Raw genomic sequence first — 19,490 nt, forward strand, 5'->3', positions numbered from 1 at the left:
GATCAACTCCTTGTGGGGGCGTTCAGTTGAAGATATTGCGGCCTATGCAGTAGGTCAGCAGGTCCTGGTCGCTCTGTACCTCCAGCTTGCGCATGGCGGAGATCTTCTGGGCACTGATGGTCTTGGAGCTGCGGTTCTGGCTGCGGGCGATGTCGCTGACGCTTTTGCCGGACACGAACAAGCGGAGGATTTCGAACTCCTTGGGCGACAGGGTGGAGATGCGCTCATCGATCGCCACATTGGATTCCATCACCGAGTTGGAAGCCGGCTCCAGACTGCGGTAGACGCCTTTTTGCGCGATGGCCTTGAGGGCGGTCTGGATCTCTTCGTGCAGCTGGCTTTTCTGGATGACCCCGACCACGCCCAACTCGTGCAGGCGGGTGAGGATCAGTTGGTTGGAAATCATGGTGAGGATCAGGATCTGCAGGTGCGGAAAGTTACGCTTGAGGTATTCCACCAGCTTCAGGCCATCACCGTAGGGTGAGTCTCCAGGCATGTTGTAGTCGGTGATCACGATGTCCACCTGTTTGGCTTCCAATTGCTGGATCAGGCCTTTGGAACACACCGCTTCACCGACGATTTCAAAACGTTCGTCGCGCTCCATCAACTCGCGTACGCCCAGCAAGACAATAGGGTGATCGTCAGCAATGACTACTTTCAGTTTTTCCATGGCAAACACACCCGTGTAATACGCAAATGAGTAAAGAAACATGAGACTGACGGTACATTAAACCCTGCCACTCATTATTCAAGGGGCAACAGGAGTTCCGACAAGTGCTGCATCAGTTGCCTGACTTGAGCTACTAGTGTCGGGCTCAGGGTGCTTTCCAGTAATTGGCACTCCAGTTCGGCGCAGGCCCTGGCCAGCGCCCCGGCCTGCACCGCCCCCATGGCCCCGGCAATACTGTGCAGACGCTCGGCCGCCGCCTTGCCGGAGCCGGTTTCCAGGGCTTTGGCCAGCCGTTGCAGGTCATCGTGCATGGTGCTGAGAAACAGCGGTCGCATCCGCTCCGAGACCTGAATTCGGTCTCTGACGGGGTGCGGTGACACGGGCCGGTTTTCGCTTCGCAACCCAGGTCTGGCAGCGAGCGGGGCGCTTTTGCCGGGCACCTGGCAGAGTTTCGACAATTGCCCCCTCAGGGTCTGCAGGCTCATGGGCTTGACGATCCAGCTGTTCATTCCGGTAGCCAGGCAACGGCGGCCTTCCTCGCGCAAGGCGTTGGCAGTGACGCCGATGATCGGCAGTTCCGGCTCCCTCAGACGCAACTCTCTGGCCAGGTCGTAGCCGTTCATGACCGGCATGTTGACGTCGGTCAAGGCGATGTCGAACCGTTGCGGCAGCCACTGTTCCAGGGCTTGCTCACCATTGGCCGCCAGGGTTACCTGGCAACCCAGGGCCTCCAGCTGCTCCTTGATGATGGCCTGATTGATGGGGTTGTCTTCCGCCACCAGGATGTTCAGGTTCAGGCCTTGCAAGGTGTCGGCTTCGCGCTGTGCCAGATGCAGCGGCTGTCCCAGGCGGGCCAGCGCTGCGGCCTGGGCGATGGCACGGATGTCGTGGGCGTCGACCTCCCAGTGCGCCGGCTGCAAGCTGCTGCCGTGCCAGCGACCGCTGGAACTGGCACTGACGCAGGGGCCGGGCCAGGTGGGCTGGGCGTCCCGGGGCAGCATGTCGATCAGGACGCTGCTCTGGGGGTTGTCATCCCAACTGGTGGGCAGCGGATAGGCCTGGACCCCCAGGCGGTTGAGCCAGTCGCATGTGCTTTTCATCAGTTCCGGCACCGGTGCGCGGACATACACAGGCGGCCCTTCGGGCAGTGGCTCGGCTCCCGACAAGGTCCCCGGCAGGCGTTGCAGGGTCAGGCGCAGGGAAAAGCTGCTGCCCAGCCCTGGCTCGCTGATGACCTGCATCTGCCCGCCCATCATGTCGCTCAGGCGCTGGCAGATCGTCAGACCCAGCCCGGCCCCGGCTTCGCTGGAAGCGTCGCGGACCTGATAGAAGGGGTCGAACAACTGGGGTTGCTGCAAGGGCGAGATGCCAATCCCGGTATCGGTGACCTGCCATTCGATGCTGGCCTGGCGGGCGTCCTGCTCCAGCACCCGGACGCGCAGTACCACCCGGCCGCAATCGGTGAACTTGATCGCATTGCTCAGCAGGTTGCTGAGAATCTGCTGGATACGGTTGGCGTCACCCAGCATCAGGTCCGGCAGGCTCGGGTCGATGCAGGCGTAGAACAGCAGCCCGCGGCGTTCGGCAAAGGCGGCGTAGGCGTGCAAGGCATCTTCCACCAAGTCCAGGGGACAGAACGCCTCCGGGTCGATGCTCATCTGCCCGGATTCGATCTTGGAGACGTCGAGAACGTCGCTGATCAGTTGGAACAAGGTGCTGGAGGAGCGCTGGATGGTTTGCAGGTAATCGCTCTGGCGCGGATCCAGTTGGGTCAGGCCCAGCAGTTCAAGGGTGCCGAGCATGCCATAGAGCGGGGTACGGATCTCGTGGCTCATGGTGGCGAGGAACAGGGTCTTGGCTTCGTTGGCCGCGTCCGCCGAACGCCTGGCCTGTTCCAGTACCTGGGCGTCCTCGACATGCTGGGTGACGTCGTTGAAGGTGCAGAGCAGCACCTCCTGGCCCTGGTAGCGGGTCGAGACCAGGCCAACCTGCAAATGGCGTCCGTCGACATCGAGGCTGGTCTCGTCGTTGTCCATCAAGCGCTGGTTCTGCTGCAGCAGGGCCAGCAGTTTTGTCGTGCCTTGCCATTGTTCGGCCTGACGATTTTCCAGCAGCACTTTGAAGTCTTCCCGACGCACCACACACAGGCCCGTGGGCGCGGTGTCGAGTACCACCCGGCTGAAGGCTTCACTCTCGGCAATGCTCTGGTGCGCCAGTTGCGCCGGCGTCACTACCTTGTTGCGATACCAGCGACTGGCGGCCCAGCCGCTGAAGAAGGCGCCCAGGGCCAGGGTCAGCAGGCCGGCCAGGGTCCACAGGGCGTAGCCGAAGTAGCTCTTGTAGCTGATGCTGTAGATCCCGGTCCAGAGTGCCGGGGTGTGGCTCGTCACCTTGAAGGCCATTCCTTGCCAGCCGAAGTTGAGGCCCTCATGCAGGGCGTCGGCAGGGACGTGGGAGCCGGTGAGGACGCTGCCGGAAGGTTCGATCAGGGTGAAGTCGTCATAAATCGACCAGTTCATGAGGCGTTCGATGTTATTGACGTCGTCCAGGTTCAGCAGCGAGGCGACCACCATCGACTCGTGCGTGCCCTGGGTGCGCAACTGTTGCGGCCCTGCATGCAGGCTGATGTAGGCCAGCAGCTTGGGGGAAAACTGCGCCGAGGCCGGCACATGGTATTTCTCCCAGTGGACCTGATTGTTCGGAAGGTCGTTGTTCTTCACCGCCAGGTGCTGCAGGACCCTATCCACCACGCTGCTGTAGGGCATGTCGCTGTTCCAGGGAGTGCCGCGGGTGTGCCGCGCTGCGGGTACGCTGATGTCGAAGTTACCGAAGGTGTTGAAGAGGAAGGTGCGTGGTGCTTGATAGTGCGAGGTGGACCAGAAGGCACCGTAGAACGTCGACAGGTGCATGCCCAGGGCGAACACCTTGGGCAGCTCGCTGGAGGCCAGTTGCTGGTGATTGAAGTTCAGGCTGAAAGGCGTCGAATAGGGCGCTTGTTGCCCTTCGTAAGCGGTTTTTTCCTCGCTGGGCAGGGGCTGCTGCAGATACTGCGCAGTGGGTTCGTCGGCCAGCAATGCCTGTATGGACGGGTGGCTGGCCAGGCGCTGGAGGAACAGCTCTTGTTCCTGGATGTTTTCCATCAGTCCGGTGAAATGCAGCTTTACCGTGCTGTCCTGTTCATTGATCAGGCGTTGGGCGGCCCAGTAGAGAAGGGTGAACAGCAGCAGCGTCAGGCCCGCGAGAATCAACAGACCCTTGTTCAACCGGATCGAGCTTCGACTGAGACTCTCCAGGAAGGTGTCGCGGTATTTCATCACTGAATTCCCAAATGCATATAAGGGCCTCGATTCTGAGATTCCTCTCTCTGAAGCAAGGCCGTCAGCGATGAGTGAAGGTTGCGTGGGTGAGCAAAGGGCTCATCGGCTAGTACAGGGTCGCTGGTCCGTCTTGGGCCAGTAGCTGTTGAAACTGTTGCGAGGACACCGCGTGGGAAATCAGGAAGCCCTGCACCTGGGTGCAGTCGATTTTGCGCAGCAGGGCCAGTTCCTGTGCGCTCTCCACGCCCTCGGCGACCACTGTCAGGCCCAGTTGGCGGCCCAGCGCAATGATGCTGGTCAGGGCCTGGGCGATTTCCTCGTTGTTGTGGCAGCCCTGGACCAGGGCCCGATCGATCTTCAGCTCGGTAAAGGGCGTCGACACCAGATTCATGTAGGAGCTGTAGCCCTTGCCGAAATCGTCCTGGGACAGGCCGAAACCCTTGATGCGCAGGCGGCAGGCACCGGCGTAGAAGTTGCTGATGTGTTCCGGAGTGGAGCACTCCATCAGCTCGAAGCAGATCTTGCCGGGGATGCCCTGGCGCTGGATCACGAAGTCATGCAGTCGATCGGCCAGGTCGGCGCTGTTGAGCAGGTGGGTTGGCAGATTGATCGACACCGGAATGTCATAGCCGTCTTCCCGCCAGCGCACCTGAGCTTCCAGAGCCTGTTCGAGGATCAGCCACAACAGCTCCTCTTCGAGTCCCGCCTCGGTGAGTTCCGGTAGAAAGTCGCAGGGCAACAGCATGCCGTGTTGCGGGTGCATCCAGCGCACCAGCGCTTCGGCGGCGACGATGCGGCCGTTGTTCAGAGCTTTCTTGGGCTGGAACCAGGCTTGAATCTGCGAGTTGCGCAGGGCGTGTTGCAGGGTCTCGGTACTGCACTCGACCCAGATCGCTGGCGGCGGCTCGCTGCTGATCAGCTCCGGTAGCTGCGCGGTGAGGTTGCGCAGTGCCGCCAGGCTCACGGGTTTGGAAATCAAGCCTATGACCCGCAGGCCCAGGTTTCGAGCCACCAGGCTGGCGCCCATCAACATGCGCCGGGAAGAGGCACTCATGATTGCCAGGGCCGGGCGTACGCGGTGCTTGGCCAGACCCTGGATGAACTGCACACCGTCCATGCCAGGCATCAGCAGATCTGTCAGTACCAGATCGAAATGCCGTTGCTTGAGACGCTCGAGAGCCTCGGAACCGTTGCTCGCGACCTCCAGCTGGTAAGGCCCCAGCTCGTTGAACAAGTGTTGCAGGTACATGTACTGAAACGGCTGATCTTCGACGATCAAAATGCTACAGGACTTCATGAGGGGCTCTTTCATAGGGCGCCAGATAGTTGAACAACGCTCTTAGTGCAAAGGGCTTGACCAGGCAGTGGTTCATCCCGGCTGCAAGACAGAGCTCTTCTTCTCCGCGCATTGCATTGGCCGTCGCCCCGATGATCGGGATCGAACAGCCTTGACGTCGAAGCTCCTTGGCCAGTTCATAGCCGTTGAGCTTCGGCATGTTCACATCAGTCAACACCACGTCGAAGTGCCCGTTTCTCCAGATGGACAAGGCATCTTCTCCGTTCGAGGCCAATTCCACGCTGCAGCCCAGCTCCTCCAACTGGTCCTTGAGGATCAACTGGTTGATCACGTTGTCTTCGGCCACCAGCACATGCAGGCTGAGTTTTTTCAGTTCGCGGCTGTCGGTATGTTCCTCGCTCTGGGCCACCCAGACGCCCTGTGCCTGGCTCACCGCCTGGTGGATCGCCCGCAGGTTGTTGGTGTTCACCTGCCAGCTGCCGCCACGGATCCGCGGTTCGTTGTGGCCGTCACCACTGGCGAGCACCAGAGGGCCCTGCCAATCGGGCTCCAGGCGATGTTCGACGATCCCCGGGTGCAGCTCGATCAGCACGTTGCCGCGGCTGCGATCCGACTGAGTGGGCAGGCTGAACTGGGCCCGGGCGCCCCAGCGACGTAACCACCCGGCCACGGATTCCGCCAGCTCGCGGACCGGGGACACCACATAGATCATCTCCGGCAAAAGCGGGCTGATCAGCGGGGTGTGGGACACCATGGGGCAGGCTTCCAGGGGCAGGGTGAGGGTAAAGCTGCTGCCCAGTCCGAGTTCGCTGACCATGCGGATGTTGCCGTTCATCAACTGTGTCAGGCGCTGGCAGATCGGCAGGCCCAGGCCCGTGCCGGCGATGACATTGGTGTTGCCTTCGGTCTGGTAGAAGGGTTCGAAGATCAGCGCCTGGTCGTCCTGGGCGATGCCGCGGCCAGTGTCAGATACCTGCCAGAGGATGTTGCTGCGTTCGCCGTCACGACTGTCCACTCGGACTCGCAGGACGATACGTCCTGAGTCGGTAAACTTGACTGCGTTGTTCAGCAGGTTGCTGAGGATCTGGCGGATCCGTGTGACATCACCAAGAAGAATTTCCGGCAACTGCGGGTCCACGCAAGCATAGAACTGCAGTCCCTTGGCGTGGGCGGCAGCGGCATAGCCCTGGATGATCTCGTGCACCAGATCCAAGGAGGAGAACTCACTGAGCTCCAGGGCCAACTGCCCGGCCTCGATCTTGGACACATCCAGCACGTCGCAAATCAGTTGCAGCAGAGTACCGGAGGAGCCTTCGATGGCCCGCAGGTAATCCCTCTGCTGGTTGTCCAGGTGGGTTCGGGAGAGCAGCTCAAGGGTGCCGAGCACGCCGTACAGCGGTGTGCGGATCTCGTGGCTCATGGTGGCCAGGAACAGCGTCTTGGCTTCGTTGGCGGTATCGGCCAGGCGTTTGGCTTCTTCCAGGGCCGCTTCGATCTGCTTGCGTGCGCTGATATCGCTGAAGGCACAGAACAGCACGTCCTCGCCGTTATAGCGGGTCGGTGCCGAGCTGAGATAGAGATGGCGGCCATCGGCGGTTTCAAAGTAATCCGAACTATTGGGGCGGCTGGGATCGAAGGCCTGTTCGATCCAGCCGGCACAGAGTTGATCGCGCTCGGTGCCATTGCCCAGCCATTGCTGAGACAGGGTGTTCTCCAGCACCACCCGGCCATCGCTGCGGCGCAGCACGCACAGGGCTACCGGAGCGATCTGGATCACGTCGCGACTGAAAGCTTCGCTTTCGATCAAGGCCTGGATCCGGTCCAGCGCTGGAGCGATCAGGCGCACCTCGACCCAGTGGGTCAAGAAGCCGATCAGTGCCATGCCGAACAGGCTGATGAGCAAGGCTACAAACAATTGCGGCCAAAGACTCTTGAGCAGATTGTGCAGGTCGAAGGAGTACACCAGTTGCCAGTCCGATGACCCCAGTTGCTTGCGGATCACCAGATGGTCGGGCCACCAGCGGCCGCCGAGAAAGCCGAAGAAGCTGCCGCCCTTGACCTGCTGCACGTCCTCGCTCAGTTGTGCGCTGGGGGTGCTGCTGAAAATCAGCCCGCCCTGGGAATTGAACATCATGAAATCCCCGGCGCTCTGGTCACTGAGGGCCGCGGAGACACTCTTGCCGTCCATCTCCAGACCCAGCCAGCCAGAGTTGGCGTAGCGCTCGTCAAGGCGGGTGAAAATGTACAGCAGGGCAGTGCCCGAGGAGTGATCCATCAGCCACAACTCTTCACCCGGCGGGACTTCGGAGAACTTCAGCGTGGCCAATTTGGCCAGCAGCGATCCGGGCAGATACGCCGATTCAGGCTGGGTACTGAACAGCCGTTGCACTTGGGATGGCTCGCCGCCGGAGACATACAGCAGGTTCAGCTGTTTGCTTTTGAGATAGTCGCGCATGCGCTGGGTAAGCCAGATCGACCATTGGTTTCCCTGCGGCCCACCCAGATGCAAGTGGATTTCCTCCGCCGCGTCGGCACTGGGCTCGTAGGCCTCGTTCTGCCGGGATTTGTGTACGGCGGACAGGCTCAGGCTTTCCAGCAGGGCTTCACGGCTGGTGAAGAAAGTCTGGGCTTCGGCAATGGCGCTGCTCATGTAGCTGCGCCGTTGTGACAACTCGTTGCTGATACTTGAACGCAAGAAGTTGTAAACGGCACCCAGCAGGCCGATCAAAAAAATCAGCGCCACGACACGAAGCAGCCGACGGGCTGCTTCAGGACTGGAAAAAAGGGGATTGATCTGATGCAGGTAGCTTTTTAATCTCATCCGCCAACTGTAATTGTGGGGCATGCCAACCAGGGATCAGACAATTCTTAAATAGCTGGGTGCAAAGTAGCTTTGTGGTGTTTATGTTTATCTGGAACTTAGTTGTTCGTCTGAAACAGCAACTTTCCTCTCAGCCATTTTCTTGCAACTAGTCTTTTGTAAATTTTCCTGAAGTCGAGAGTTTCTTATTCCGTTACAGCGGTTTCAGACCATCTCCAGGTGCTGTTTACGCCGGGGTGGAGTAAACACTTGATCCAGGGCTTGCAGGTCCTGGGGTTCCAGTTGCAGTTCACCGGCCTGGGCGTTGAGCCGCAGGTGCGCCGGGCGCACTGCCTTGGGAATCACCAGCACCTGGTCCTGGCGCAGCAACCAGGCCAGGGCCACCTGGGCTGAGCTAACCCCGTGGTTCCGGGCAATCTGCTGCAATACCGGTTCGGCCAGCAAGGCGCCACCCTGGCCGATCGGGCAATAGGCCATAAGCGGCATCCGTCGCTGCTGGCAGGCGGGCAACAGGTCGAACTCGATACCCCGCGACTCCAGGTTGTACAGCACTTGATTGGTGGCGCAGGCCGGTGCATCCAGTTCCTCCAGGTCAGCCACGTCGAAGTTGGAGACCCCCCAGCGGCGAATCTTGCCCGCTTCGCGCAGCCGTTCGAAGGCCTCGACGGTTTCCGCCAGCGGATACTGTCCGCGCCAGTGCAGCAGATACAGGTCGATGACCTCGGTACCCAGGCGTTGCAGGCTGCGTTCGCAGGCCAAAGGCAGGCCCTTGCGACTGGCATTGTGGGGATACACCTTGCTCACCAGAAACACCTGATCGCGGCGCCCGGCAATGGCCTGGCCGACCACCTCCTCGGCGCCGCCTTCGCCGTACATCTCCGCGGTGTCGATCAGGGTCATGCCCAGCTCGATTCCACTGCGCAGCGCGGCGATTTCCTGATCGCGCTGCCGGCGATCCTCACCCATGCGCCAAGTGCCCTGGCCAATGACCGGAACCTGAGTGTCCGCGAGCTCGAGCGTGCGCATGCTGCCTCCTGGGATCTGTAGCGAGTCGGATGGGGAGGGCACAGGGAAACAAAGCCTTGGGCGGTGGTCAAGGCCCGCCAAGCCCAGGGCGAGGGCGGAAATCATATATTCCTAAAAAGAATAAAATTCTAATTATTTATTCCTTTGAAGGCTTTGGCTAAAGGTGCATGTTTGTCACCAGCCGCTCAATTCCAGAGTCCGGTGCCAGCAGAGGAATTTTCAGCATGACCATTCAAGCGATCAACGTACGCAACCAGTTCAAAGGCGTGATCAAGGAGATCCACGAGGGCCAGGTGGTTTCGGAAATCGACGTGCAGACCGCTTCGGGCATTGTCACCTCGGTGATCACCACCCGCTCGGTGCGCGACCTGGAACTGAAGATCGGCAGTGAAGTGATCGCCTTCGTGAAGTCCACTGAAGTGTCCATCGCCAAGCTCTGAGACACGCACCTCGGACGTCATCAATTCACAGGGGAGTGAAACATGCCGCACTCGCTGGATATCACCGCGTTACCCGTGCTCGACCTGAGCCAGTTGGAGGGGCGCCCGGAGCAGCGCCAGGCCTTTCTCCAGAGCCTGCGCCAGGCGGCGCGGGATGTCGGGTTCTTCTACCTCACCGGGCATGGCATCGACAGTGACCTGCTGCGTCGGGTGCAGGATCAGGCCCGGGCCTTCTTTGCCTTGCCCGACGCCGACAAGGCGGCGGTGGGCATGATCCACTCGCCGCATTTTCGCGGCTACAACCGCGCGGCCTCGGAGATCACCCGAGGCCAGCCGGACCTGCGCGAGCAGTTCGACCTGGGTGCCGAACGCCAGGCCTTGCCGCTGGACCCGCAAAGTCCACCCTGGGCCCGCCTGCAAGGTCCCAATCAGTGGCCGGCACAGTTGCCGCACTTCAAGCCCCTGTTGTTGGAGTGGCAGCAGGCAATGACCGGCATGTCGCTGCGCCTGCTGCGAGGTTTTGCCCAGGCCCTGTCATTGCCGGAGCATGCTTTCGATCCCTTGTACGGCGAGCGGCCCAATGAACATATCAAGCTGATCCGCTATCCCGGCCACGCCCCGGGACAAAGCAACCAGGGCGTAGGCGCCCACAAGGATTCCGGATTCCTCAGCTTTTTGCTGCAGGACCAGCAGGCCGGTCTGCAGGTGGAAGTGCAAGAGGGCCGCTGGATCGACGCACTCCCCAGGGACAACACCCTGGTGGTAAATATCGGCGAGCTACTGGAACTGGCCACCCACGGCTACCTGCGGGCCACGGTGCACCGGGTGCTCTCGCCACCGGCGGACCGCGATCGCTTGTCGATTGCCTTTTTCCTCGGCGCCCAACTGGACGCCCGCGTGCCGCTGTACCCCTTGCCTGCAGCCCTGTTGCAGGAAGCCCGGGGCCCGGCCAGCGATCCGGACAATCCATTGTTTCGTGAAGTGGGCTGGAACTACCTCAAGGGCCGCCTGCGTTCCCACCCCGATGTCGCCCAGCGCTTCTACCCCGATGCCCTGGTCCCCAAGGCCCTGAGTGCCTGACCCCGATTCGCCGACCCAAGGACATAACCATGTTGAACAAGAACCTGTTTGCCCTGGCGCTGCTGGCCAGCCTGGGTCACCTCCTGCCGGCGGTTGCCGCACAGCCGTTGCGGGTCGCGGCAGACCCGGTACCCCACGCGCAGATCCTCGCTTATGTGCAGAAGCTCGACCCGCAACTGGCGTTGCAGATCATCGAGATTCCCAACGGCGTGAACTCCAATGAGTTGTTGGCCCACGGCGATGTGGACGCCAACTACTTCCAGCACCTGCCTTATCTCAAGTCCCAGGAACAGGCCCTGGGCCAGCCGTTCGCGGTGGCCGCCAGCGTGCACATCGAACCCCTGGGCATCTACTCCCAGCGGCACAAGAGCTTCGATCAGGTACCACAGGGCGGCACAGTGGCGGTGCCCAACAATGTCACCAACCTGAGCCGCGCCCTGTACCTGTTGCAGAGTTACCAGCTGATCCGCCTCAAGCCCGGCTTCAGCGATCCGGCCCGTGACCAGGCCACCCCCAAGGACATCGCCGACAACCCCAGGCAGTTGAAGATTCTGGAAATCGAATCACCGCAGATTCCCCGGGCCCTGGAAGATGTCGACCTGGCGGTGATCAACGGCAACTACGCCCTGGAAGCGGGCCTGGTGCCAGCCAAGGATGCCCTGGGGCTGGAGCAGGCCGAACACAACCCCTACGCCAATATCCTGGTGACCACCCCCCAACTGCAGGACGACCCCCGCATTCGGCAGTTGGCCAAGGACCTGGGTTCTCCTGAAGTGGCCAAGTACATCACCGAGTCCTACAAGGGCTCGGTGATCCCGGTCGCGGGCCGCCAGCCATGATCCAGGTGGAGCAGGTCAGCAAGGTCTATGGCGAAGGCCAGCCGCCGGCCCTGGATCGGGTGTCACTGACGGTTCCCGACGGCGCGGTCTACGGCATTCTCGGCCGCAGCGGTGCCGGCAAGTCGACCCTGCTGCGTTGCCTGAACCTGCTGGAGCGCCCCAGCAGCGGGCGCATCCTGATCGATGGCCAGGACCTCGGCGCGCTATCCGAAGGCCAGCTGCGCAGGCAGCGCCAGGGCATCGGCATGATCTTCCAGGGCTTCAACCTGCTGCATTCACGCACGGTGCAGGACAACGTCGCCGTGCCCCTGGAAATCGCCGGCCTGGGCAAACCGCAGCGACAAGCCCGGGTCCTGGAACTGTTGGATCTGGTGGGGCTGAGCGACAAGGCCCAGGCCTTTCCTTCCCAACTGTCCGGTGGCCAGAAGCAGCGTGTAGGCATTGCCCGAGCCCTGGCCGCCGGTCCCCGTTATCTGCTCTCGGATGAAGCCACCAGCGCCCTGGACCCGGAAACCACCGCCTCGATCCTGCAACTGCTGGCGCAAATCAACCGCGAGCTGGGGCTGACCATCGTGCTGATCACCCACGAATTGGAGGTGGTCAAATCCATCTGCAGCCATGCCGCTTCCCTGGCCCAGGGCCGGTTGCTGGAGTGCGGTGCGATTGCCCAATTGCTCGCAGACCCGCAATCGGCCCTGGGTCGCGCCTTGCTGCCGGGCTACAACCTGCCGTTCAACGGCAGCCAGCCCGAGGCCGAGCTGACATTTTTCGACAACCAGCGTGCCGCGCCGCTGCTTGCGCAACTGAGTCGCCAGCAGGCGCTGGAACTCAAGGTGCTGGCCGGCGGGGTCGAGTCGGTGGGCGGCCGGCGGGTAGGGCGCCTGCGCATCGCTGCCGCCGGTGCCGACCACGGAAAATTCCAGCAACTGCTGACGGCCCTGGCCCAGCGAGGCATCCGGAGTGAACGCCTGTGAACCGCACTATTGATTGGCAGGAACTGGCGCAACTGCTGATAAACGCCACCGGCGAGACCCTGTACATGGTGCTCCTGGCCTCGCTGTTCACGGTGCTGATCGGCTTGCCTTTGGGCGTGCTGCTGTTCGTCAGCCGCAAGGGCGGCCTGCGCCCCATGCCGCGGATCAATCGCCTGCTGGGCACCCTGGTCAACCTGGGACGTTCCTTGCCCTTTGTGGTGCTACTGATCGCCTTGATTCCCCTGACCCGGCTGGTGGTAGGCACCACCCTGGGCAGCACCGCAGCGGTGGTGCCCATCACCATCGGCGCCTTTCCATTTTTTGCACGGATCGTCGAGAACGCCCTGGATGAGGTGGACAAGGGGCGGATCGAAGCGATCCTGGCCATGGGCGGGCATATCGGCCATGTGATCTTCAAGGCGCTGCTGCCGGAGGCCTTGCCGGCACTGCTGGCGGGGCTGACCCTGACCCTGGTGATGCTGATCGGCTTCTCCTCCATGGCCGGGGTCATCGGCGGCGGAGGCCTGGGCGACCTGGCGATCCGCTACGGCTATCAGCGTTTCAACAACCAGATCATGGTGGCCACGGTGCTGGTCCTGGTGTTGCTGGTGCAGGGAGTACAGAGCGCCGGCGACAGGCTGGTGCGCTCCCTGGCGCATCGCCGTTAAACCCTGTGCGGTGCGACTCAGCGCCCTTCATGCTGCTTGCGATAGGCCCCGGGCTGCAGGCCCACGGCTTTGGTGAAGGCCCGGGTGAAGGCGGCGATGGATTGATAACCCACCCTCGCCGCCGCCTGTTCCACGGTCTGGTTGGCCTTGAGCAACTGGCAGGCATGGCGCATGCGCAGGGCCAGCAGCACCTGTCCCGGGGACTGCCCGGCCAGTTCATTGAAACGCTTGAAGAACGCCGAACGCGACAGCCCGGTCAGGGCTGCCATGCTTTCCAGGGGCCAGGGCTGGCCGGGTTGCTGGATCAACTGTTCCAGCAGCGGGGCGAATCCCGGGTGCCGAGCCAGGGCCACCAGGCCGCCCAGGTCCTGGTTGTCGCTGACCTGTTGGCGCAGCACATAGAGGAACAGCAGGTGGCTGAGGCGCTCCAGCAAGGCCGAGGACGGTGCCGGGGTGCGCTGGCACTCGTCGAGAATCAGTTGGAACAGTGCGCGGGCGGCGCTGAGGGACGGATCGCCGGCCCGCAGGATCAGCCAGCCCGGCAAGCCGTCGATGATCAGCGAAGACAATCCTGACTTGAAGTGGAAGAAGCCGCAGACCAGGCCCACGCCATCCTGGGCGCTGGAATCCAGGGCTGTCATGGCCATGCGCGGCAGTTGTTGCGCCACTGCGGACTGCTGGGCGCTGGACAGTCGATAGCCCAGGTCCTGTAGCAGAAACACCGCATCCCCGGCGTCCAGGCGCAGCGCCTCGGGCACGCCATCGATGTGCAGCCAGCAATGGCCCTGGACGATCAGGTGGAAACTGGCCCGGGCCAGCCCCTGGGTGCTGGCGTGCCAGCCACCGCAGTAACGCCCGACATGAAACAGGCTGGCATCCAGTTCCAGGCCTTCTAATAACCAATCAACCAAGGGGCTTGATGAAATCATCTAAGGGAAACACTCAGGAGCAAGTAATCGCTACTTTAGAATATGGATCGGAATTCTTATAACCAACAGACTTGACGCACACCTACATACCAGGAGTCCACTCCATGTCCCGCGTCACTCTACACACCTTGCACAGCGCCCCAGAAGCCGCCCGGCCATTTCTTGATAATGCCCTGAAAAATTCCGGCTACATTCCCAACCTGCTGGGCATCCTGGCCAACGCCCCGGCCGCCCTGGAGACCTACGTCACGGTCTCGGGCCTCAACGCCAAGGCTGATCTGAGCCTGGCGGAGCGGGAGGTGGTGCAGTTGATCGCCGCCACCACCCATGGCTGCGATTTCTGTGTCGCAGGTCATACCGCGGTGGCCCTGAACAAGGCCAAACTCCCGGACCCGGTGGTCAGCGCCCTGCGTGAGCAGAGCAGCTTGCCCGAGGCCCGTCTGGAAGCCCTGGCGGCCTTCGCCCGGGAAGTGATCGCCACCCGGGGCAAGGTCAGCGACCAGGGCTATGCCCGGTTCAAGGCCGCAGGGTACAGCGAAGGCAACGCCCTGGAAGTGATCCTGGGCATCAGCCTGGCGACCCTGTGCAATTTTGCCAATGTGTTCGCCGGGACCGAACTGAACCCCGAGCTGGCCCAGTATCGCTGGTCGGCCCAAGGTCAATGATTCAAGGCGCCGGTTATCCAACGGCGCCCCCTTCAAGGAGAAAACCACATGCTCAGTGCGCACTTGAGTGAATGGCTGGATGCCCAGGCCCAGGCGCTGGACCAGGGTCACTGCGATCCTCAGCAGGTACTCGCTCGACTGGCCGGGGCCGACGTGCTGCGGGTCGGCATCGACCAGGAACTGGGAGGCAGCGGCGGCGACCTGACCGATGCCCTGGAAGTCATGGCCGCGGTGGCCAGTCACTCCCTGGCGGCCGCCTTCGTGTTCTGGGGCCAGCGGGCCTTTATCGAATACCTGCTGCACAGTCCCAACCAGGCGCTGCGCGAGCGCTTGCTGTCCTCGTTGCTCAGTGGCGAGCTGGCCGGGGCCACCGGGCTGTCCAACGCCATGAAGTTCCTGTCCGGGATCGAGGCGCTGCAAGTCAAGGCGCGGGACCAGGGCCAGGGCTGGAGCCTCAACGGCCGCCTGCACTGGGTCACCAACCTGCGCAAGAGCGGTTTTGTGGTGGCGGCGGCCATCGAGCACGAGGAGGGCGGTGCGCCCTTTATCCTGGCGCTTCCCGATGCCTTGCCCGGGCTGCAGCGCTCCGACGACCTGCAACTGATGGGCCTGCAATCGAGCAACACCGCGGCCCTGGACTTGAGTCAGGTGCAGGTTCCGCGAGACTGGCTGCTGCACGAGGACGCCCGAGTCTTCCTGCCAGCCGTGCGCCCGGCCTTTCTCGGTCTGCAATGTGCCCTGGCCATCGGCCTGGCGCGCCGGGCTCTTGGCGAAGTGCAAAGCCATGTCCAGGGTGCCCGCTCGATTCTCATGGAGCCGTTGCACGAGCAGCGCCAGCACCTGGAACAGACCGTTGCCGAGCTCAAGGAGGGTCTGCTCGACGGGCGTTTCCTGACCCAGCCCGCAGCGCTGTTCCGGGTGCGCATCGCCTTGGCCGAGGCCACTGCCAACGCCGTGCAACTGGAGTTGCAGGCCAGTGGGGGCAAGGCCTACCTGAATGAATTCGGCAGCGGCTTTGCCCGGCGCTGGCGCGAGTCGGCCTTTGTGCCCATCGTCACGCCAAGCCTGGTGCAATTGCGTGCCGAACTGCAGCGCCAGGCGCGTAACGCAGCATGAGCCCGTTGTTGAATGCGCAGAACATCAGCCTGGGCTATCCCGGGGCCGAGGGCTGGCACGTGGTGCTGGAAGACTTCGAGCTGCAACTGCAAGCCGGTGAGGTGGTGTCCATCCTCGGCCCCAGCGGTGTCGGCAAGTCCAGCCTGTTGCGGGTTCTGGCCGGCCTGCTGCAGCCCAACAAGGGGCAGGTCAGCCTGCTGGGAGAAGTGCTCAGCGGTCCTCATCCTCGGGTCGCGGTGGCCTTCCAGGACCCCAGCCTGTTGCCCTGGCTGACCCTGGAGCACAACGTCGCCTTCGGCCTGGATTTTGCCCGCCAGCCGCACTTGAGCCAGACGCAGCGTCAGGCCCGTATCGACCACGCCATCGCCGCCGTTGGCCTGGACCATGCCCGTCGACAGTACCCGGCCCAGCTTTCCGGCGGCATGGCCCAGCGCACCGCCCTGGCCCGCTGCCTGGCCCGGCAGCCGCAAGTCTTGCTGTTGGACGAACCCTTCGGCGCCCTGGACGAGGTGACCCGGGCCGACATGCAGCAACTGCTGCTCAAGGTGATCGGCCAGCACCGCACGGCCGCGCTGCTGATCACCCACGACATCGACGAAGCCCTGCTGTTGTCCGATCGGGTGCTGCTACTGGGTAACAGCCCGGCGCGCACCCTCGGCCAGTGGCACATCGACCTGCCGGCGCCCCGTGCCGAACGGATCGAGGAGCTGGGCGCCTTGCGTATCGAGATTCTCAAAACCCTTCGGCGGGCGAGCCGCAACCCCCTTAATTCCCCATTGCCTGCACCGTCGGAGATTGACCATGTGCCTGGACGACTTCACTCACACGCGTCGTGACTTCCTCAAACTCAGCGCGCTGCTGACCGCCGGCGGCGCCTTGCCGCTGCTCAACAGCCTGCACGCCCGCGCTGCCCAGGAGCCGGATGCGCCGGTACGCATCGGCTACCTGCCGATCACCGATGCCACGCCCTTGCTGGTGGCCCACAACAACGGCCTGTTCGAGGCCGAGGGCATAAAGGCCGAACGCCCGGTGCTGCTGCGCAGCTGGGCGCAGGTGATCGAGGCGTTCATTTCCGGGCAGGTCAATGTCATTCACCTGCTGTCGCCGATGACCGTCTGGGCCCGCTATGGCAGCCGGGTGCCGGCCAAGGTGGTGGCCTGGAACCATGTCGGCGGCTCCGGCCTGACCGTGGCCCCGGGCATTACCGAGATCAAGCAATTGGCGGGAAAGTCGGTGGCGATTCCGTTCTGGTACTCGATCCACAACGTGGTGGTGCAGCAGCTGTTTCGCGACAACGGCCTGGTGCCGGTGAGCAAGGCCGCTGGCAGCGCCCTGGGGGCCAACGAGGTCAACCTGCTGGTGCTGCCGCCATCGGACATGCCGCCGGCCCTGGCCAGCCAGCGCATTGCCGGCTACATCGTCGCCGAGCCCTTCAACGCCCTGGCCGAAGAGCTCAAGGTGGGGCGGGTGCAGCGCTTTACCGGGGACGTCTGGCGCAATCACGCCTGCTGCGTGGTGTTCATGCATGAGCACGACCTGAACCAGCGCCCCGAGTGGTCGCAGAAAGTGGTCAACGCCATCGTCAAGGCTCAGCTCTGGACCCGGGATAACCGCGCGGAGGCTGCGCAGTTGCTGTCCAAGGACGGCAGCAATCGCTACACGCCCCATGCGCCCCAGGTCCTCAATCGAGTGCTGGCGCCGGCGGCCAGCGACCGCGAGGCCTACCTGGCCAGCGGTGCGATCCAGCACAGCCACTGGGACGAGTCGCGCATCGACTTCCAGCCGTATCCGTTTCCCAGTTACACCGAGGAATTGGTCAAGCGCCTCAAGGACACCCTGATCGAGGGCGACAAGGGCTTTCTCGCCAACCTCGACCCGGCGCACACCGCCCAGGACCTGGTGGACGATCGCTTTGTGCGCAACGCCATCGCCGCAGTGGGCGGGCTCAAGGCGTTCGGCCTGGCGGACAGCTTCGAACGCAGCGAGGAGTTTGGTCTTTGATGGGCAAGCAACCTTCCTCCCTGAGCCATTGGGTCCTGGGCCTGGCGGGGCTGCTGAGCCTGCTGCTGGGCTGGTGGCTGGGGGTGCACCTGCTGGGAGGCGGCAATGGCCTGGCGGCGCGTTTCTCCCCCGAGGCGACCTTCGCCAGCCTGGTGGAACTGCTGGGGCGCGGCGAGCTGTATGAGCATGTGCTGGTGAGCCTCAAGCGCATCTTGGTAGGGCTGCTCCTGGCCTTGCTGATCGGTGTGCCCCTGGGTCTGCTGGTGGGCAGCTACCGGCACCTGGAGGCGGCGACCACCCCGGCGTTCCAGTTCTTGCGGATGATCTCGCCGCTGTCCTGGATGCCCGTGGTGGTGATGCTGATGGGGGTAGGGGACCAACCGATCTACTTCCTCCTGGCGTTTGCCGCCCTGTGGCCGATCCTGCTCAACACCGCGGCCGGCGTGCGTCAACTGGACCCGCGCTGGCTGCAACTGAGCCGCAGCCTCAGCGCCACCCGCTGGGAAACCTTGCGCAAGGTGATCTTGCCCGGGGTGGTGGGGCATGTCCTGACCGGGGTGCGACTGTCCATCGGCATCCTCTGGATCGTCCTGGTGCCCTGCGAAATGCTCGGTGTCAGCGCCGGCCTGGGCTACTTCATCCTCGACACCCGGGACCGCCTGGCCTACTCGGAACTGATGGCCATGGTGCTGTTGATTGGCGTGCTGGGGTTTGCCCTCGACGCCCTGGCCCGTGGCCTGCACCGACGCTGGTCCCATGCCTGATCCGGCTCCCTTTCCCGCAGGCGCCGGCTTGTCGGCGAACAGGTCATGGAGACAGTCGTGCGTGTCGCCACGCCTTCAAGCCGGGCCAGCGCTGCTCTGCTCCGGCTGAACCTGGGCCTGACGGGCCTCTTGCAGCAGGTTCACCCACTCCTCGGCAAAGCGGTGACAGTCTCCCGGCCAACGCGCGGTCAGCAGGTTGCGGTCGCGCACCACAAAGCCGCGCTCGGGGTGCTGCGCTGAATCCCGGCGCGGCAGCCAGGGCCCGGAAAGAAAATCCGCCGGGCTGGCCAGTACCTGCTTGATCTCGTGCTCGACGCTGTGGTCGTAGGTGCGGTAATAGCGCCCCAGCCACGGCGCGGTGACGATCCAGGCCGCCAATTCCATGGGGCCTGCGAGCAGGGCGGTGACCTTGCGTCCGTAGAGCACCGAGCGCCCGCTGTCGGGGTCGATGCAGCGGGCCAGCGCGAGTGGGCCGTGACACACCGCGGCCACGGGTTTGTCGGCCTTGAAGAACGCCAGGATGATTCGCCTCACATCCGCGGACTCCAGCAGGCTGCGCATGCCCCGGGCATGCCCGCCCGGAATCAGCAGGCCCTCGAAGGCTTGCGGATCGACGTCGGCATAGTTCAGGGGGCTGAGAAACGCCGGGTCGCGGGTCATGCTGTGGTAGTGCTCAAGGTCGGCGGCGGGGGTCATCAACAGCGGGTTGAGTGGGCCGAAGCCCAGGCTCACCAGGCGCGAGTCGGCGTAGGCCGGGAACCCCAGGGGCGTGGCGAATTGCGCGTCAAAGCCCGTGTCCCTGGCGGCCTGCCAGGGCAGGCTGCTTTCGGTGGGGTCGTAGTCGGCGTGGGGCAGCAGGATCAGGATCATGGCGCGCGCTCGC

Annotated in this window: 17 protein-coding genes; 10 read left to right on the forward strand and 7 right to left on the reverse strand. The window is 63.2% G+C overall.

Translation table 11 applies throughout. The annotated features are described in order from the left end of the window. Positions 1–22: 22 nt before the first annotated feature. The 5 genes from Q8O96_RS22440 to Q8O96_RS22460 all read right to left on the reverse strand — a co-directional run bounded on the left by Q8O96_RS22440 (position 23) and on the right by Q8O96_RS22460 (position 9,131). Positions 23–670 carry a response regulator gene (locus Q8O96_RS22440; RefSeq protein WP_102865251.1) on the reverse strand — a complete coding sequence of 216 codons (648 nt, stop codon included), beginning with the start codon at positions 668–670 and terminating at the stop codon, positions 23–25. A 74-nt stretch (positions 671–744) separates the two neighbouring features. Further along, positions 745–3,984, reverse strand: a complete 3,240-nt coding sequence (locus Q8O96_RS22445; RefSeq protein WP_305949423.1) for a hybrid sensor histidine kinase/response regulator — start codon at positions 3,982–3,984, stop codon at positions 745–747. Positions 3,985–4,093: 109 nt separating this feature from the next. Further along, positions 4,094–5,284 carry an EAL domain-containing protein gene (locus tag Q8O96_RS22450; protein WP_102865123.1) on the reverse strand — a complete coding sequence of 397 codons (1,191 nt, stop codon included), beginning with the start codon at positions 5,282–5,284 and terminating at the stop codon, positions 4,094–4,096. Then, positions 5,271–8,105 carry an ATP-binding protein gene (locus tag Q8O96_RS22455; RefSeq protein ID WP_115582394.1) on the reverse strand — a complete coding sequence of 945 codons (2,835 nt, stop codon included), beginning with the start codon at positions 8,103–8,105 and terminating at the stop codon, positions 5,271–5,273. The genes Q8O96_RS22450 and Q8O96_RS22455 overlap by 14 nt, the downstream gene beginning before the upstream one ends. A gap of 204 nt (positions 8,106–8,309) precedes the next feature. Then, positions 8,310–9,131, reverse strand: a complete 822-nt coding sequence (locus Q8O96_RS22460) for an aldo/keto reductase (protein ID WP_250330237.1) — start codon at positions 9,129–9,131, stop codon at positions 8,310–8,312. Between the two features lie 224 nt (positions 9,132–9,355). Between Q8O96_RS22460 and Q8O96_RS22465 the strand changes: the two genes are divergently transcribed. The 5 genes from Q8O96_RS22465 to Q8O96_RS22485 are packed head-to-tail and all read left to right on the forward strand — an operon-like array spanning position 9,356 to position 13,132. Continuing rightward, positions 9,356–9,571, forward strand: coding sequence for a molybdopterin-binding protein (locus tag Q8O96_RS22465; protein WP_102865121.1), 216 nt, complete (start codon positions 9,356–9,358; stop codon positions 9,569–9,571). Between the two features lie 42 nt (positions 9,572–9,613). Further along, on the forward strand, positions 9,614–10,651 hold the full coding sequence (locus Q8O96_RS22470) for an isopenicillin N synthase family oxygenase (RefSeq protein ID WP_115579987.1): 1,038 nt from the start codon (positions 9,614–9,616) through the stop codon (positions 10,649–10,651). A gap of 29 nt (positions 10,652–10,680) precedes the next feature. Continuing rightward, a complete protein-coding gene (locus Q8O96_RS22475) occupies positions 10,681–11,490 on the forward strand; it encodes a MetQ/NlpA family ABC transporter substrate-binding protein (protein ID WP_102865119.1) in 810 nt (269 codons plus the stop codon). After that, entirely contained in the window at positions 11,487–12,464 is a 978-nt protein-coding gene (locus tag Q8O96_RS22480) for a methionine ABC transporter ATP-binding protein (protein WP_305949424.1), read from the forward strand. Before Q8O96_RS22475 ends, Q8O96_RS22480 begins: the two co-directional genes overlap by 4 nt. Further along, positions 12,461–13,132, forward strand: coding sequence for a methionine ABC transporter permease (locus Q8O96_RS22485; RefSeq protein WP_102865117.1), 672 nt, complete (start codon positions 12,461–12,463; stop codon positions 13,130–13,132). The genes Q8O96_RS22480 and Q8O96_RS22485 overlap by 4 nt, the downstream gene beginning before the upstream one ends. Before the next feature lie 17 nt (positions 13,133–13,149). Here the strand turns inward: Q8O96_RS22485 and Q8O96_RS22490 are convergent, their stop codons facing one another. Then, positions 13,150–14,061, reverse strand: coding sequence for an AraC family transcriptional regulator (locus Q8O96_RS22490; RefSeq protein WP_305949425.1), 912 nt, complete (start codon positions 14,059–14,061; stop codon positions 13,150–13,152). Positions 14,062–14,165: 104 nt separating this feature from the next. Between Q8O96_RS22490 and Q8O96_RS22495 the strand changes: the two genes are divergently transcribed. Genes Q8O96_RS22495 through Q8O96_RS22515 form a run of 5 tightly spaced genes read left to right on the forward strand, consistent with a single transcriptional unit; the run spans position 14,166 to position 18,607 of the window. Next, positions 14,166–14,726 carry a carboxymuconolactone decarboxylase family protein gene (locus Q8O96_RS22495; RefSeq protein ID WP_305949426.1) on the forward strand — a complete coding sequence of 187 codons (561 nt, stop codon included), beginning with the start codon at positions 14,166–14,168 and terminating at the stop codon, positions 14,724–14,726. A 48-nt stretch (positions 14,727–14,774) separates the two neighbouring features. Then, positions 14,775–15,842, forward strand: a complete 1,068-nt coding sequence (locus Q8O96_RS22500; protein WP_305949427.1) for an acyl-CoA dehydrogenase family protein — start codon at positions 14,775–14,777, stop codon at positions 15,840–15,842. Continuing rightward, a complete protein-coding gene (locus tag Q8O96_RS22505) occupies positions 15,839–16,678 on the forward strand; it encodes an ABC transporter ATP-binding protein (protein ID WP_305949428.1) in 840 nt (279 codons plus the stop codon). Before Q8O96_RS22500 ends, Q8O96_RS22505 begins: the two co-directional genes overlap by 4 nt. Then, positions 16,644–17,843: an ABC transporter substrate-binding protein gene (locus Q8O96_RS22510; protein WP_102865112.1), complete on the forward strand. Its 1,200-nt coding sequence runs from the start codon at positions 16,644–16,646 to the stop codon at positions 17,841–17,843. The genes Q8O96_RS22505 and Q8O96_RS22510 overlap by 35 nt, the downstream gene beginning before the upstream one ends. Further along, positions 17,843–18,607, forward strand: a complete 765-nt coding sequence (locus Q8O96_RS22515) for an ABC transporter permease (protein WP_102865111.1) — start codon at positions 17,843–17,845, stop codon at positions 18,605–18,607. The genes Q8O96_RS22510 and Q8O96_RS22515 overlap by 1 nt, the downstream gene beginning before the upstream one ends. A gap of 75 nt (positions 18,608–18,682) precedes the next feature. Here the strand turns inward: Q8O96_RS22515 and Q8O96_RS22520 are convergent, their stop codons facing one another. After that, positions 18,683–19,477 carry a type 1 glutamine amidotransferase domain-containing protein gene (locus Q8O96_RS22520; protein WP_305949429.1) on the reverse strand — a complete coding sequence of 265 codons (795 nt, stop codon included), beginning with the start codon at positions 19,475–19,477 and terminating at the stop codon, positions 18,683–18,685. Positions 19,478–19,490 lie beyond the last annotated feature (13 nt).

The sequence above is a fragment of the Pseudomonas sp. LPH60 genome (genome assembly GCF_030718165.1).
Lineage (GTDB): Bacteria > Pseudomonadota > Gammaproteobacteria > Pseudomonadales > Pseudomonadaceae > Aquipseudomonas > Aquipseudomonas danubii.